Here is a 15,383-nt window from a genome sequence, read left to right on the forward strand (position 1 = left end):
GTTTCAATATTGTAAACCTATAATAATTTAATTATTCTGTAATATTAATTTCCTATTCACACACTACTTAGACAGGGTGTATAATCCATCTATCAAATACAATTGTTTTCTCAAGGGGGACAAAATGAAAAAATTTGGATTGCTTCCAAAAATTATTATTGCCATTGCTCTCGGTATTGTTGCAGGTTCCATTTTCCCTGATTCCATACTAAAATTATTCGTAACATTTAATGGAATATTTGGTAAATTCCTCGGGTTCGCCATACCGTTGATCATCATTGGTTTTATTGCACCAGGAATTGCATCGCTTGGAAAGGGTGCCGGAAAAATGCTTGGATTGACGGCAGGAATTGCATATATATCTACTATCACGGCAGGTTTACTCGCCTTCTTTGTAGCTTCTACTCTTTATCCAAGTTTGCTGGCGAACCAAAGTGCGAAGGCGTTTGAAAACCCTGAAGAAGCGTTATTGGCTCCGTACTTTATACTTGAGATTCCGCCAGTAATGGGCATTATGACCGCGCTATTGATTGCTTTCACGCTCGGTCTCGGTCTTGCAGTCATTAAAGGAAATACACTGCAAAATGCAATGAATGATTTTAGACAGATTATTGAAAAGGTAATTGAAAACATTATTATCCCGCTACTTCCGCTTCATATTTTTGGGATTTTTGCAAATATGACGCAAGGTGGACAAGTTACTGCAATTATGAGTGTCTTTGCCAAAGTATTTGTCATGATTATTGTCCTTCATCTTTTATTTTTACTATTGCAATATAGTGCTGCAGGAGCGGTTTCTAAAGGAAATCCATTAAAAATGCTTAAAAATATGCTTCCTGCATATATGACCGCTCTCGGAACACAATCATCTGCTTCAACGATTCCAGTGACATTAAGGCAGGCCAAGAAAATTGGTACAAGAGAGAAGGTTGCTGACTTTTCCGTCCCACTATTTGCGACCATCCATCTATCAGGAAGTACGATTACCCTTGTTAGCTGCGGGATGGCAGTTATGATGCTACAAGGACAAATGGCCGGCTTTACTGCAATGCTCCCATTTATTTTAATGCTTGGAGTGACAATGATTGCTGCTCCGGGAGTTCCAGGCGGAGCTGTTATGGCAGCATTAGGTTTACTCGAATCAATGCTTGGCTTCGATCCAACGATGCTTTCATTAATGATCGCGCTCTACCTTGCACAAGATAGCTTTGGCACTGCTTGCAATGTAACTGGCGACGGTGCATTATCTGTTTTGGTCGATAAGTTTTCAGGGAAATCAAAAAGTACAGATGCAGCGGAACACGTTGCTTAATAGCAGAAAGACGCTTAAACCATAGGTTTAAGCGTCTTTTTTGTTCTTTTACTGACCTAGCAAACTCCACTCTTTCAATTTCTTATCAAACACTAGCCGTTCATCGGCTGGTTTCAGTCTTGCTTGAGAGAATTCATCATACATGTCGTCCATATTCGTATAGTCACCGATAATCCACAAAGGAATTTCTAAACGAACTCGATTTTGCTCGATATCCTTTAATGAAAATACAGCACCCTCTTTAAACGCTGACGTTAAAGACTTCAAGATTTCTTTATTAACTGGAGGATAATCCCGCTTTTTTCGAACCCCTAAAAGATTTTTCTCTGGCTTAAGTGCCGTTACTTTCCCTGGAATTACTTGGGAAAGCATTTTATAAAAGTCATTCATGTTGCGATAATATATTTTATTAAACCACCCATCATCATGAGCTAAATAAGCATATCGATTTGCTAGCTGATTATAAAATGGTAGCTTCAAATGATGTTTCGTATGACCTAAATATAAAATTTCTGCAAGCTCTTGCGCTGCTAAAACATTCAACCCTTCCATCTCTTCAAAGTCCATCCAACAAAAATCCCCATAATTACCGACATCATCTTCTATTAATTTTGAAATTCGTTCATTAGGCACATAATCTAGCAACGTATGCCTATTAAAATCGCCATCATCGAAACGATGCTTTAACAGTAGTAAGTAGTTCAGGGAGCTGGTCAAGGCTCGATAAAACTCAACAAACTCAATGCCACTTGATAACACATACTGATACCGATCATTTAAATGAATATATAAAAGATTATCGTTATACCTATGATTTTTCTTCAAAATCGCGCCCCCTGACCTCATTCAATACAATTTCAAACGATTAGATCGATTTAGTTTTCTGTCCTGCTATTTTACTACCTGCAATGGAAAAACGTGGTCTTTTAATTAGCATATGGCAGAAGCGCCTTTTACTATGAAAAGGCGCCTGTAATTTTGATCTTGGTTTCCCTAAGAGAAGCTTTCAATAAAGAATAGGACGATAAAAATCATAAAAGCATAAAAGCTGAGATGCAAAATCACCGTTACAAAGAATTCCCGTAACCTTTCAAATAAAGACGTCCGCGGTTTTTTGGCTCGCCCTCTCATATCTCGCCCTCCAGGAAATTTATCCATAACAACCATATTTTCCTTTAATTATAACATATTTGGATAGGTTAAGAATGAAAAGGCATATTCGTGGATACCGTTCACAAAATAGTTAATCAAGATTATTTAATAATTAAGCTTTTGATTCAACTATTTCCTCCGGTGCAGATTCCCCATATAACTTTCTGGCAGGTACTGCAATTGTGACACCTTCATTTTCGAGGATTTTAATGATTTCAAAATTAATTTCTTCCTTAATCCTTAAAAATTCTCCCCAAGCAGTTGTTTTCGTAAAGAAATATAAAAAGATATCAAACCCATTTTCACTATAATGATCAAATCGAACAAAGATGGTTTCCGGATGAATTTCATCATGTTGGGTAAGGAAATATCGTATTTGTTTAACAACATCCTCAAGCTTTTCTCTCGGTGTGTCATACGCAAGTTTTAAATCAAAGCTAATTTGCCTCTTTCCCATTTTACTCCAATTTGTAATATTCTCATTGGCCAACGTTGCATTCGGAACGGTGACAAGCGCTTGGGCAAACGTACGAACCTTCGTACTACGAAAAGTAATATCTTCTACCGTTCCTTCCACACTCGGAGTCATAATCCAATCACCAATTGAAAATGGTTTTTCCGTAATGATGACTACTCCTCCAAATAAATTGCCAAGAGCATCCTTAGCTGCTAAAGAAATTGCCAGCCCACCGATTCCTAAACCTGTAACAAATCCGCTAATATTGTAGCCAAATTCTTGGGCAATAATGCTAAAGCTAATCGCAACAATAATCACCTTGATGGCCTTCGTCAAAAATGGAATCAAAATTTCATCAATTTCAATACTAGAATGATTCCTCATCTTTTTGAAAAAATATGTAGCTGTTGAAGCTAGATTAAAGAACCCCCAGCTGATTAAAAAGATAATGGACGAACGAATCATACTTAAAAACAAATCGTTTTTTTCATTGAAATACGGAAAATATTTCGCACTTAAGTAAAAACCGATTACGAGAAACACCCATTGCAACGGCTTTTCAAACGCCAACATTACTTTCGAGAAAAGATCACTCGGTGCTTTTTTTACAATCCATAATAAAAATTTGAACACATACCTCGAAAATATTTTCCTAAATAGAAGAAAGAGCAAAAATATCCCGATGGAAATCGCGATATTTACACCAACATCGTATGAAAACCACTTTTCCCAAAACATTTAAAGCTTTCCCCCCTTAAATCTCTCTATATAATATCACAGTTAGTAAAATCGCTGTTAAAATGTACGACGTTGCTCATTCATAATTTTTATAATAGATAATTCTTTTTCGTTTCGTAATGTGCTAATCTAAAATTACTTTCTAATATGGATGTGATTTAACTGAAAACAATCAATCACCTATTCATTGCTACGATTCTTCTTATAAGTTCATTATTATTGATGCTATCTTTCGATGTTCATTTGCTCGTTATAAGTCTAACCACCCTCTCTATATTGATTCCAACTAGTTTTGCTTTTTTGCAAATGAAAAAGGCAATAAACAATCAAGTGAAAATCATAAATTTAGAACAACGAATAAAACAGTTAGAAGAACAACTAAATCAATCACAAAAGAAACAATGTGAATATCAGCATCTTCTTGATGAAATTGATGCCTTTGCGTTTACCATTGATTTACGTAAATTGCACTGGACCTCTTCTAATCCTTTTAGTTCTTCTTTAAAAATAGAAACGAATGAAATCGATACAGCTCTTTTAGCAATCGAAACGGTCATTCATCCTGAGGATAAAGCGACATTCATAACGAAAAAAGAGAATTGGCTATCTGGGTTGCCTGTTTCCTTTGAGTTCCGTACTCTATCTCCGGACGGACAAGTCCACTGGAAAGAACTGCGTACAACCCCCTCAATATCTGCATTAGGAGAAATTGAACGAGTTACCGGGGTTATTTTTGATATAAGCAACCGCAAGGAAAAAGAGGCAAAGCTTGCTCAAATGGCACTCTTCGATGCATTAACAGGACTTCCCAATCGTTTAATGCTTAAAGAACATATACAAAAGGTAATGTCTCGCGCAAAAAGAACGAACCATGAGGTTATTATTATGTTCTTAGATTTAGATGGGTTTAAGGCAGTCAATGATACGTTAGGTCATGACATCGGCGACCTTCTTCTTAAAGATGTGGCGGACCGATTGAATGCTTCTGTCCGAGAGGAAGATTTGGTATCACGTATTGGCGGAGATGAATTTATCATCGTCTTTGAAGAAACAAATAAAGAGGATATCGTCCTTATCGCTGAGCGGATAGTAGAAAATCTATCGAATCCTTATTATCTGACTGATAACGAAGTTCGTGTGACTCCAAGTGTCGGCATCTCTGTTTATCCAGACGACGCCACTGATTTAAATACGATCATCAACCATGCAGATACGGCCATGTACGTTGCTAAAAAAACTGGCAAAGGCCGCTTTCAATTTTACTCCCCAGAACTGGAGGATTATGAGCATCCAAAAGAGTCCATTATGACGAAATTTTTTAAGTTATTTCAGAAATAAAGAAAGCTCGCCGATTGGGCGAGCCGTTTGGGCGAAGATAGAGGCGTAGTTGCTGATATGCTTTCCTATTAGCCCATCAAAGACCAGGCAAAAATTGTAACGGGTTCCGTTAATTATCACAAACATTAAAAATGTAATGCAAAATGACCTTCAAATTGTATGGTAATTTGGAGGTCTATTTTTATTATTGTTTTTTTATTTAAGGTTAGGCTGTTATAACTGAAGGTTGATTTACCTATACAAAAATCAATTTTTAATATTTTTTTGTCTATTTGATGAACTTTGCTAAAAAGACAGGAAACAGGAGCAAATCAGTATTGTATTTTTTATACCCCAAGTGGTATAAATGAATTATAGCATACCAATCTAGGTATTTAAGGGGGATCTAAATGAGGAACGAAGTAACACGACGTGATTTTTTAAAGCGGTCAAGTGGTGCCATCGCTGCAAGTACCGTTATTTTATCTGGGGTAGATAAAGCATTCGCAGCATCCTCTCTTAATGAGGGAAAAGGAACCATCATTGACCTTACCATTTGTGATGGCTGTGCTTCAAAGGACACGCCAGAATGTGTACTTGCCTGTCGTAAGAAAAATGAAAACAACTTTCCTAAAGTGGATAAAAGTCAATTGAAGCCATATTGGCCGCAAAAGAAATATGAAGATTGGTCAGATCAACAAGACAATACGAACCGATTGACTCCTTATAATTGGACATTTATTGATCAAGTGACCGTTGAACATGAAGGAAACAGTGAGCAAGTCTTTGTCCCAAGGCGTTGTATGCACTGCGACAACCCTACTTGTGCTGGACTATGTCCATTTAGTGCAATTGAGAAAGACCAAAATGGTGCAGTTATCATCCATGAAAATCAATGTATGGGTGGAGCAAAATGTCGCGATGTTTGTCCATGGGATATCCCACAAAGACAAGCTGGTGTAGGAATTTATATGAACATCGCTCCAGATTATTTAGGTGGCGGCGTTATGTATAAATGTGATTTTTGTGCCGACTTACTAGCAGAGGGAAAACAGCCTGCCTGTGTGACTGCATGTCCGAAAGATGCGATTTCCTTTGGAACAAAGAAAGAAATGAAAGAGCTTGCCTACAAGCGTGCTTACGAGGTTTCTGGTTATGTTTATGGGGACAAGGAAAATGGTGGTACAGCTACCTTCTACGTATCAAAAGTACCGTTTGAAAAAATTGATGCTGCGATTAAGGAAAGCAAACAAGAAAGCAATGATCACAATTTTGGACGCCCGACAATGGAAGTTAACGCGGAAAATAAGCTCGATACTTTGAGCGGAATGGCTTTAAGTGCAGCGATTGCACCTGTTGCCGGGATTGCAGCGGCAGGCTTTGCTGCTTACAATAAAATGAAAGGAAATAAGGAAAACTATGAACAGAACGAAAAAGAATAAAGTTTATCGCCAAAGTCGATCAAATCGATTTGTTCACTGGATGACGGCTCTATCAATCTTCGCTTTAATCATAAGTGGGTTTGGACAAATGCCAATGTACAAACGGTATAATATTACGAAGCTACCAGGAGCAGAATGGCTTGGTGAATACTCACTTACACTTGTCATGCATTATCTTGCTGCCATCGTTTTAGTTCTTATCGTCTTTTATCATATTTTCGTCCATTTATTACAAAAGCAATTTGATGCTTTACCAAAACGTGGCGATGGAAAAGAATCCATCAAAATTATCAAAGCGATGATCACAAAAGGAGAAGAACCACCGAGTGAGAAATATCTTGCCGAACAAAGGCTTGCTTATGCAGCCATTGGCTTGACGGTTCTTGCATTAATCGGTACTGGCTTCATAAAGATGGCCAAAAATGTGGCATTAATTACAATTCCACACACTGTTGTATTTTGGTCAACGACCATTCATAATATCGCAACATTTATTTTACTATTCCTCATCATCTCACACTTAGCGGCATTTGTGATAAAAGCTAATCGTAAACTCCTGCCTGGGATGTTCACTGGCTATGTAGATGAAGAGTACGTAAAGGAACGCCATTCATTATGGTATGAAAAAATAAAGGAGAAGAAAACGCAATAAAAAGACCTAGGAGGATTTGGGAACTCCTCCTAGGTCTTTTAAACAAAAGTTGAATTATTCGTTTAAGCCCATCTCCTGTTCAACAACAGCGACGATTCGGTCAACATACTCTTGGCATTTTTCTGCTGTTGGTGCTTCTGCCATTACGCGAACAAGCGGCTCTGTACCTGATGGACGAACAAGAATACGGCCATCTCCATTCATTTCCTTCTCAACTTGCTCGATTGCTTTACTCACTTTTTCATTATCTGTTACATGATACTTATCTTTTACCCTTACATTTACTAATACTTGCGGAAACTTCTTCATTTCCTCTGCAAGTTCTGAAAGCCGTTTTTCTGTTATCTTCATAATATTAATTAACTGCAAGCCAGTTAGCAATCCATCACCAGTCGTATTATAATCAAGGAAAATAATATGACCTGATTGTTCTCCTCCAAGGTTATAGCCGTTACGTTTCATCTCTTCAACGACATAACGATCTCCTACTGCCGTAGTGACACTGTTAATTTCTTGGGCTTCTATTGCTTTGTAAAAGCCTAGATTACTCATAACCGTTGAAACGACTGTATTTTGTTTCAAACGATTTTTTTCATTAAAATATTTTGCACAAATATACATAATTTGATCGCCATCAACGATGTTTCCATTCTCATCTATAGCGATTAAACGGTCGCCATCACCATCAAATGCTAAACCAACATCTGCCTCTTTTTCTTTTACAAAAGCAGCTAATGCTTCAGGATGTGTAGAACCGACACCGTCATTGATGTTTAACCCATTTGGTGAAGCTCCCATTGTAGAAATATCCGCATCAAGGTCTGCAAATAGGTGCATCGCTAAAGAGGAAGTCGCACCGTGAGCACAATCAAGAGCAACGTGAATACCTGAAAAATCCTCATCCACTGTTTGTTTCAAGTACTGTAAATATTTCTGACCACCCTCAAAATAATCGTTTACCTGACCTAGACTCGCACCGACTGGACGCGGAAGATGATCCTCTTGTTGGTCCATTAATTCCTCAATTTCCTGCTCTTGTTCATCGGAAAGCTTAAATCCATCTGGGCCAAAGAACTTAATGCCATTATCAGCAACAGGGTTATGTGAAGCTGAGATCATTACTCCTGCCTGTGCATCTAAAGCTTTTGTTAAATAAGCAACACCAGGGGTAGAAATAACGCCAAGACGCATCACTTCTGCACCAATCGAAAGCAATCCTGCAACTAATGCCCCTTCGAGCATATGGCCAGAAATCCTTGTGTCACGGCCAATTAGTACCTTCGGCCTTTCTTTATCTCTCGTTAGTATATATCCACCAAATCGTCCTAAACGAAAAGCTAATTCGGGAGTTAATTCACTATTTGCAACTCCTCGTATTCCATCCGTACCAAAATATTTACCCATATTTCCAAATCTCTCCTTATTTGAGAATTCCATAGTTTCCATTAGATGATTAAACCATCAAACTTCTTTTTTTATAATCGCAAGTTCGGCTTTGTCATCCGCTAATCTCCAACTAATATTCCTTTGGGATGAAACTTGAATATCCAAGCTATGTTCACCTTCTTCTAAACCAGTGACATCAACAACTATCGTAAAATCAGCAGACGTTAGTGCCGTTACGATTTCCGTCTGTCCAGACGCAATGATACTCGTTCGACCATTTTCAGGATTAACGAATTGAATCTCGTATTCATCTGTTTGTCCACTCACTTCAATAGGGATATTCGAAATGGTAACTTCCTCTTGTCGGCTTACTTTAATTGTAAGCTTTGCCGTTTCAGGAGTTACTTCTACAATTCCATTTGAAATAATTACCGGAAGCGTCACTTCTGTATCTTCGGTGATGTTACTTACATCTACTTCAACCCTAACCTTATCTACATTTTTTAAAACATCTGGATTGGCTATTATCGTTGCTTCTTTAACATCTGACGTAATTGAATCAATCGTCACTCCCGATGGAGGTGTCCCTTTAGGAACGATATCAATCGGAACTTTCTTTTTGGAACTTTCCACTGGGATGGTCACTTGCACAGTTTCTGGATTGACAATGACATTTAGTTTATTCATATCCTTGTCCAACACTAGTACATTCGCATCCCTTGTGACCATTTCACGAATTTCCTTATCTATGTTCACAGTCGCTTTAACAAAACTAATTTGATCAATTATATCCTTAGCTCCTGTTATTTCAACCATTTTCGGTTTTATACTAGGTGTACCTGCTATATAGCCATCTCCGATGATCGCTGCATTATATTCAGCCTCTACACTGAACTCTTTCGTCACTCTTTCCTGAATATTTACAGTTATATTAGAAGGTTCAATTGTAACTGTTAGTCTTTCAGAAATATCCCTAATATTAATTTGAATCTGATGTTCACCAATTTCTAGCTCTGTCAAATCTACATAAACTTCAAAATCCTTTAAGGCTCTTGTTTGCTGAACAATCGTCCTTGGACCTTGAATAGTGAGATCAACCGTTTCCGGGACTCCTGAGACAACAAGATTCTCTGTATCATAATAGCTTTTCACAGGAACATCAGCAATGGTTTCTACATTAGAATCGGATGGAACATTCACGTCTCCAGGTCGCTTAGGATCTGTGTTCGGGACGGATGAAAATAACAGCAGTGCCAATAGCAGAGCCACACCTCTCAAGACCCACGGGTTATCAAGCCACTTATCCATCTTTCTTCCCCCTCCAATGCCAACGGGTAGAAGTTGTACTATTTATTTTGGCTGATGATGATAGCTTCGTTTGCAGCAGTTCTCTTAATTTATCAATACTTAAATCCCGATATAGCTCCGCATTTTTTGTTAACGATATACTTCCAGTTTCTTCAGAAACAATCACCGTCACACTATCCGTCACTTCACTTATACCTAAAGCTGCGCGGTGTCTAGTCCCTAACTCTTTTGAAATAAACGGACTTTCTGAAAGTGGAAGATAACATGCTGCGGCAGCGATAAGATTTTTTTGAATGATCACTGCTCCATCATGAAGCGGTGTATTGGGAATAAAAATATTAATTAACAGTTCGGATGATGTTTTGGAATTAAGCTGAATTCCCGTTTCGATATAATCACTCATCCCGGTTTCACTTTCAATTGAAATGAGCGCACCAATCCGCCGTTTCGCCATATAATCTGTCGCTTTAATAATTGCTTCGATCATTTTTTCATCATTTTCTTCTTCATGATAAATAGACCTAGAGAACAATCGGCCACGTCCTAATTGCTCTAATGCTCTTCTAAACTCAGGTTGGAAAATAATAATGACCGCCAAAAACCCCCACGTGATCGCCTGCTCCATAATCCAACCAAGTGTATTTAAACCTAAAACATCACTGCCGAATTTAATGAGGAGGATCACAAATATCCCTTTCAACAATTGAACAGCTTTCGTCCCCTTGATTAGTCCCATTGCCTTATATATGACAAACCAAACAAGGAGAATGTCCACAATATTAGCCAAGTATTTCATAAAGTCCCAATCAGCGAATGGCATTGTCCTTCCTCCAATAGTTTAGTAAAACTCTAAAAATCTGTATTTGTATTCAAACTATTTTAACTTTATTATTATATCATATCTAATCAATAAGGTATGAATACCTACTAATAATAACAGTCACTCACCATTGGAGTGACTGTCCTCAGCCTTAAATATATTCATCGTGTTTTTGCTAAATTCCTTCATGTGATACCAAATCCACTCAAAAATTTCATTTACCTCGCTGATTTCCCCAGTTACTTTTCCGGCTGCAGCTAAATACTTTTCTCCATTAATGACTGTTACATCGCCTTGAACTTCTCCCTCTATTTGAACCTTACCATTACGGACAACAATATCTCCTCTGACAACCTCGCCTTCCGGAACAATGACTGTATCATTTTCAACAATTAGATTAGGCTGTTTTGAGTATGAAAACTCTTGTTCTTGATTCCAGCCTGAAATAATACTTGCTGACATAAGAATTAGGAAAAGGGATACGGCTGACAAAAGCGGGTGGTTTTTCAACCAGCGTTGCACCTCCACTTTCCGCTTTTCTTTTGGAAGACTTGCCATTATATTCGCCGTAAAGTGATCAGGTGCTTTTATGTGGGACGTGCCTTGTACAAAAGCGATTGTTTTATCCAATTCTTTAAAATGCCGCTCACAACTAGAACAGTTTTGTAAGTGGTCTCTTAGCTCCTGTTCGTGTTCTGTGGTTATATCTCCATCTAAAAAATCATGCATATAAGCAACATATTTTTCTGGACAACTCACATTCCTTCACCTCAGCTTAAACATTTCTTAATTGCTGCCTAAGAGCTTCTCGTCCTCTGTGAATTCTCGTTTTCACTGTCCCTAATGGCAAATCAAGTATTTCACTTATTTCGTTTAGTGAAAGCTCTTCCATATACTTTAAAACAATCACCGTTCGATACTTCTCCGGCAATTTTGTAATCTCTCTTTGAACGGTTTCCTGAAGTTCCATGCTTTCCAGCTGGTCCTCAGGCAAAGCTTGCTGTGAAGATACTTGGGAATACATCGTTAACCCTTCTGTTCCAGGTACTTCGGCATCAAGGAAATAATCGGGCTTCTTTTTTCTAATCCGATCTATGCAGAGATTCGTCGCGATTCGATAAATCCATGACGAAAACTTCTTCGTTTGATTAAAACTCTGGATATTAACATACGCTCGGATAAAAGCTTCTTGCGCAATATCTTCTGCATCATGACGATTTCCAAGCATCCGGTAACAAAGCTGAAAAACCTTGTCCTTATATAATTCAACGATTTCTGCGAAAGCATTTCGATCACCTTTAACAACCTCGCTTATTCTCGTTTTAACGATTAACTCCATTCTTAACCCCCGCTCTCTGCGGCTATCCTAATTACGTATTGATAGCATAAAAGGTTTCAAGTTAAAACCTCAACATTACTCATTTTATCAAAAATTGATATCAATTGTTTAAAAAACGGCTAAACGGTTATAAAAATAATACATCGAATAACATAGGGAGGACGTTTCTTGAAACTAAACATCCTACTAAAAGAAATTGAAAATTGCCGCAAAGAAATGGTCAACTTAGCCTCAAAATATAGTCTCTCGCATGGTGAAGTAATTGAAACAAGTAAAAAACTAGATAAGTTATTAAATGAATACAGTAAAAAGAGCCGAAGTTAACAGTCAGAAAACAAAGGATGTCAGATAAGTCCAAAAAATAAAGCAAGAAGAGAAAAACAGATTGTTTTTCCCTCTTGCTTTTACATTCGGACAACTGATATTTACAGCAAAGGCGCTTTTGTCGAGCTTTTTTTAAGCGATAATGCTGGTAACGCGTTTTTTAATCCAAGTACTCAGATTAAAAACAAGCATTTTCGTTCGTATAATGCCAGTACTCGCAATAAAACAGGCCAAAATGAGGTGTTAATCCGAGTACTAGCAATAAAACGAGATCAAAAGGCTGATTTAATCCCTGTACTAGCATTAAAAATTGAAAAAAAAACACTTTATTCCCAGTACTAGTATAAAACGAGGCCGATAGTCGGAGTTAATCCCTGTACGAGCAATAACTCCCAGATTGAATAATACAGGTTAATCCATGTACTAGCATTACAACAGGACCAATAATACAGAGTCTGCACTTTTTCACTGGTTTCTGTCAATATGACGCCTACATTCGGACAACTTCGTCTATTTTTTTATAATAATTTTTCACCGAATAGTGAATTCATTAAAGCGACAGCTGCAGTTGCTGTCTTATTCTTTTCATCAAGAATAGGATTGACTTCTACAAACTCTGCGGATGTAATAATATTCGCTTCTGCTAACATCTCCATCGCTAGGTGACTTTCCCGATAAGTAATTCCTCCTGTTACAGGCGTTCCTACACCGGGTGCATCTGTTGGATCTAATCCATCTAAATCAAGCGATAGATGTACTCCGTCTGTCTTATCCTTTAAGTAGGCAATCGTTTCTTCCATTACTTTCGTCATACCTAATCGATCAATTTCATGCATGGTATATACGTTTATCCCTAATTCCTTAATTAAATCTTTTTCGCCATGATCAAGCGATCTTGCTCCAATAATGACAATGTTTTCAGGCTTTACTTTAGGGGTGAAACCATTGATCTTCGTTAGCCGCTCATGACCAATCCCTAAACTAACGGCTAATGGCATTCCGTGAATATTTCCTGATGGTGATGTTTCTGCCGTATTTAGATCCCCATGAGCATCATACCAAATAACTCCTAAATTCCGGTAATGTCTAGCTACTCCAGCTAAGCTACCAATCGCTATACTATGATCCCCTCCAAGTACGAGCGGGAAAGATCCAGAGCCAATAATTTTTTCGACTTCTCTAGCTAATAATTCATTTTTTTCAGCAACAAGTTCTAAATTCCGAAGGTTTGATTCTGGATCAACTTTAACCTCAGGTCTTCCAATTGGAATATCTCCTAAATCTTCTATCTCTTCGAATAAGTTTGCTAATCTTTCGAAAATTCCTGCGTAACGTATCGCACTAGGGCCCATATCAACCCCACGACGCGTTTGCCCTAAATCCATCGGCATCCCAATAATTGAAAGTTTCTTCATATCTGATCGCCCCTCTCCTTAGTCATTATTTTAATATGTAAATAAAAATGACTCAACCGGACAAAATTTTGAATATATATACAAGTTCTACAATACCAGGATACTGTAAAAAACAACTAATTTTCACACACAAAAAAGACTTGTAACCTTTAGGGCCAAGTCTTAAATATCATATGTAATAGGATGGTGGAGCCTAGCGGGATCGAACCGCTGACCTCCTGCGTGCAAAGCAGGCGCTCTCCCAGCTGAGCTAAGGCCCCAAATATAAACTTGAAGCGGAAGACGAGATTCGAACCCGAGACACCAACCTTGGCAAGGTTGTCTTCTACCACTGAACTACTCCCGCGGTAACAAAACAGAAATATGAAAATATGAGCCATGAAGGATTCGAACCTTCGACCCTCTGATTAAAAGTCAGATGCTCTACCAACTGAGCTAATGGCTCGGATTAAAATAAAAATTTCGTTATTCATTTTAAGTGTCGCAACTATACAGATTAAAAGAAATAAAAACCACATTCCATCGAATTAACTATCAATTCATAAAATGGCTGGGCTAGCAGGATTTGAACCTGCGAATGACGGAGTCAAAGTCCGGTGCCTTACCACTTGGCTATAGCCCATCTTTCCAAAATAAAAAGGACAATTATATTATGTCCATTTTTCTAGTAAAATATATAATGGTGGAGGGGGACGGATTCGAACCGCCGAACCCTGAGGGAGCGGATTTACAGTCCGCCGCGTTTAGCCACTTCGCTACCCCTCCACAGAGTGCCGGCCAGAGGACTTGAACCCCCAACCTACTGATTACAAGTCAGTTGCTCTACCAATTGAGCTAGGCCGGCAAAATTGAACGTAATTCATTAAAATGGTGGAGGATGACGGGCTCGAACCGCCGACCCTCTGCTTGTAAGGCAGATGCTCTCCCAGCTGAGCTAATCCTCCATATTGGTGACCCCTACGGGATTCGAACCCGTGTTACCGCCGTGAAAGGGCGGTGTCTTAACCGCTTGACCAAGGGGCCATTAAAAAATTGAGAGCTTCCAAGCGGGCTCGAACCGCTGACCTCTTCCTTACCATGGAAGTGCTCTACCTACTGAGCTATGGAAGCATATTCCAATCGCTAGCTTAAAAATGGTTGGCCGTTTTGAAAGAAATGGCTCCGCAGGTAGGATTCGAACCTACGACCGTTCGGTTAACAGCCGAATGCTCTACCACTGAGCTACTGCGGAATAATAATATTATTATTGCCTGGCAGCGTCCTACTCTCACAGGGGGAGGCCCCCAACTACCATCGGCGCTGAGAAGCTTAACTTCCGTGTTCGGCATGGGAACGGGTGTGACCTTCTCGCTATCGCCACCAGACATTTATTATTATAATATGTTTTTTTAATTTTGCAAGAGAATTTTTTTCATTCCCTCAAAACTAGATAATGTTTGTAAGAAGAAAAGCAAAAGGAGTATCGTTTCTAAATTGTCCAGCTCCGGCTCCTAGCCTCTCGAGTCGCTTCGGTCCATCCGCTGAAGTCAAAGAACGACTTCAACTGCTGGCCCTCCAGCGCTAGTCGAGGCTGTGCAGTCGCCTCCGCTTTTCGTTTAGGTTAAGTCCTCGATCGATTAGTATCAGTCAGCTCCACACGTCGCCGCGCTTCCACCTCTGACCTATCAACCTGATCATCTTTCAGGGATCTTACTAGTATAAACTATGGGAAATCTCATCTT

At 38.7% G+C, this 15,383-nt stretch carries 13 protein-coding genes, 9 tRNA genes and 2 rRNA genes; 5 read left to right on the top strand and 19 right to left on the bottom strand.

From position 1 onward, the window contains the following. Nucleotides 1–124 precede the first annotated feature (124 nt). Nucleotides 125–1,312 carry a dicarboxylate/amino acid:cation symporter gene (locus GNT69_RS24615; RefSeq protein ID WP_203557634.1) on the top strand — a complete coding sequence of 396 codons (1,188 nt, stop codon included), beginning with the start codon at nt 125–127 and terminating at the stop codon, nt 1,310–1,312. Between the two features lie 48 nt (nt 1,313–1,360). Here the strand turns inward: GNT69_RS24615 and GNT69_RS24620 are convergent, their stop codons facing one another. Together GNT69_RS24620 and GNT69_RS24625 are read right to left on the bottom strand one after the other, a co-directional pair. After that, nucleotides 1,361–2,137, bottom strand: coding sequence for a hypothetical protein (locus GNT69_RS24620; RefSeq protein ID WP_239094461.1), 777 nt, complete (start codon nt 2,135–2,137; stop codon nt 1,361–1,363). A 439-nt stretch (nt 2,138–2,576) separates the two neighbouring features. After that, nucleotides 2,577–3,659 carry a mechanosensitive ion channel family protein gene (locus GNT69_RS24625; RefSeq protein ID WP_203557636.1) on the bottom strand — a complete coding sequence of 361 codons (1,083 nt, stop codon included), beginning with the start codon at nt 3,657–3,659 and terminating at the stop codon, nt 2,577–2,579. Between the two features lie 306 nt (nt 3,660–3,965). Between GNT69_RS24625 and GNT69_RS24630 the strand changes: the two genes are divergently transcribed. The 3 genes from GNT69_RS24630 (at nt 3,966) to GNT69_RS24640 (ending at nt 7,070) form a co-directional block, all read left to right on the top strand. After that, nucleotides 3,966–4,997, top strand: coding sequence for a sensor domain-containing diguanylate cyclase (locus GNT69_RS24630; RefSeq protein ID WP_203557637.1), 1,032 nt, complete (start codon nt 3,966–3,968; stop codon nt 4,995–4,997). Nucleotides 4,998–5,386: 389 nt separating this feature from the next. Then, on the top strand, nt 5,387–6,418 hold the full coding sequence (locus GNT69_RS24635; protein ID WP_203557638.1) for a 4Fe-4S dicluster domain-containing protein: 1,032 nt from the start codon (nt 5,387–5,389) through the stop codon (nt 6,416–6,418). Next, the gene (locus GNT69_RS24640; protein ID WP_203557639.1) at nt 6,396–7,070 is read left to right on the top strand and encodes a formate dehydrogenase subunit gamma; all 675 of its coding nucleotides are present in this window, start codon (nt 6,396–6,398) and stop codon (nt 7,068–7,070) included. Before GNT69_RS24635 ends, GNT69_RS24640 begins: the two co-directional genes overlap by 23 nt. A gap of 54 nt (nt 7,071–7,124) precedes the next feature. On the opposite strand, the gene glmM is transcribed toward GNT69_RS24640, so the two are convergent. From glmM to sigW, 5 genes are all read right to left on the bottom strand, one after another. Beyond that, nucleotides 7,125–8,474, bottom strand: a complete 1,350-nt coding sequence (glmM, locus tag GNT69_RS24645) for a phosphoglucosamine mutase (RefSeq protein ID WP_203557640.1) — start codon at nt 8,472–8,474, stop codon at nt 7,125–7,127. Between the two features lie 57 nt (nt 8,475–8,531). Further along, complete coding sequence (locus GNT69_RS24650) at nt 8,532–9,764, bottom strand: CdaR family protein (RefSeq protein WP_203557641.1); 1,233 nt, start codon at nt 9,762–9,764, stop codon at nt 8,532–8,534. Next, the gene (cdaA, locus tag GNT69_RS24655) at nt 9,757–10,584 is read right to left on the bottom strand and encodes a diadenylate cyclase CdaA (protein ID WP_203557642.1); all 828 of its coding nucleotides are present in this window, start codon (nt 10,582–10,584) and stop codon (nt 9,757–9,759) included. The genes GNT69_RS24650 and cdaA overlap by 8 nt, the downstream gene beginning before the upstream one ends. Before the next feature lie 120 nt (nt 10,585–10,704). Beyond that, the gene (locus GNT69_RS24660) at nt 10,705–11,343 is read right to left on the bottom strand and encodes a zf-HC2 domain-containing protein (protein ID WP_203557643.1); all 639 of its coding nucleotides are present in this window, start codon (nt 11,341–11,343) and stop codon (nt 10,705–10,707) included. A gap of 16 nt (nt 11,344–11,359) precedes the next feature. Then, nucleotides 11,360–11,923 carry an RNA polymerase sigma factor SigW gene (gene sigW / locus GNT69_RS24665; RefSeq protein ID WP_203557644.1) on the bottom strand — a complete coding sequence of 188 codons (564 nt, stop codon included), beginning with the start codon at nt 11,921–11,923 and terminating at the stop codon, nt 11,360–11,362. 168 nt (nt 11,924–12,091) lie between these two features. Between sigW and GNT69_RS24670 the strand changes: the two genes are divergently transcribed. Next, nucleotides 12,092–12,247 (top strand): aspartyl-phosphate phosphatase Spo0E family protein, encoded by a 156-nt coding sequence (locus GNT69_RS24670; protein ID WP_203557645.1) that lies wholly within the window; start codon nt 12,092–12,094, stop codon nt 12,245–12,247. A gap of 518 nt (nt 12,248–12,765) precedes the next feature. On the opposite strand, the gene rocF is transcribed toward GNT69_RS24670, so the two are convergent. The 12 genes from rocF to GNT69_RS24730 form a co-directional block, all read right to left on the bottom strand. After that, nucleotides 12,766–13,662, bottom strand: coding sequence for an arginase (rocF, locus tag GNT69_RS24675; RefSeq protein WP_203557646.1), 897 nt, complete (start codon nt 13,660–13,662; stop codon nt 12,766–12,768). Between the two features lie 184 nt (nt 13,663–13,846). Further along, a tRNA-Ala gene (locus GNT69_RS24680) sits at nt 13,847–13,922 on the bottom strand. A gap of 112 nt (nt 13,923–14,034) precedes the next feature. Further along, nucleotides 14,035–14,107 (bottom strand) — tRNA-Lys (locus GNT69_RS24685). 102 nt (nt 14,108–14,209) lie between these two features. Beyond that, nucleotides 14,210–14,284 (bottom strand) — tRNA-Gln (locus tag GNT69_RS24690). Between the two features lie 58 nt (nt 14,285–14,342). Continuing rightward, nucleotides 14,343–14,427 (bottom strand) — tRNA-Tyr (locus tag GNT69_RS24695). A 6-nt stretch (nt 14,428–14,433) separates the two neighbouring features. Then, a tRNA-Thr gene (locus GNT69_RS24700) sits at nt 14,434–14,506 on the bottom strand. 24 nt (nt 14,507–14,530) lie between these two features. Beyond that, nucleotides 14,531–14,606: transfer RNA gene (locus GNT69_RS24705), tRNA-Val, on the bottom strand. 4 nt (nt 14,607–14,610) lie between these two features. After that, nucleotides 14,611–14,685: transfer RNA gene (locus GNT69_RS24710), tRNA-Glu, on the bottom strand. 14 nt (nt 14,686–14,699) lie between these two features. Beyond that, nucleotides 14,700–14,772, bottom strand: a tRNA-Thr gene (locus tag GNT69_RS24715). A gap of 46 nt (nt 14,773–14,818) precedes the next feature. After that, nucleotides 14,819–14,893, bottom strand: a tRNA-Asn gene (locus GNT69_RS24720). 17 nt (nt 14,894–14,910) lie between these two features. Continuing rightward, nucleotides 14,911–15,026, bottom strand: a 5S ribosomal RNA gene (gene rrf, locus GNT69_RS24725). 232 nt (nt 15,027–15,258) lie between these two features. Beyond that, a 23S ribosomal RNA gene (locus GNT69_RS24730) occupies nt 15,259–15,383 on the bottom strand; the annotation flags it as partial.

Origin of the sequence: Bacillus sp. B15-48, from assembly GCF_016879755.1 — a bacterium.
Taxonomy (GTDB): Bacteria; Bacillota; Bacilli; order Bacillales; family Cytobacillaceae; genus Mesobacillus_B.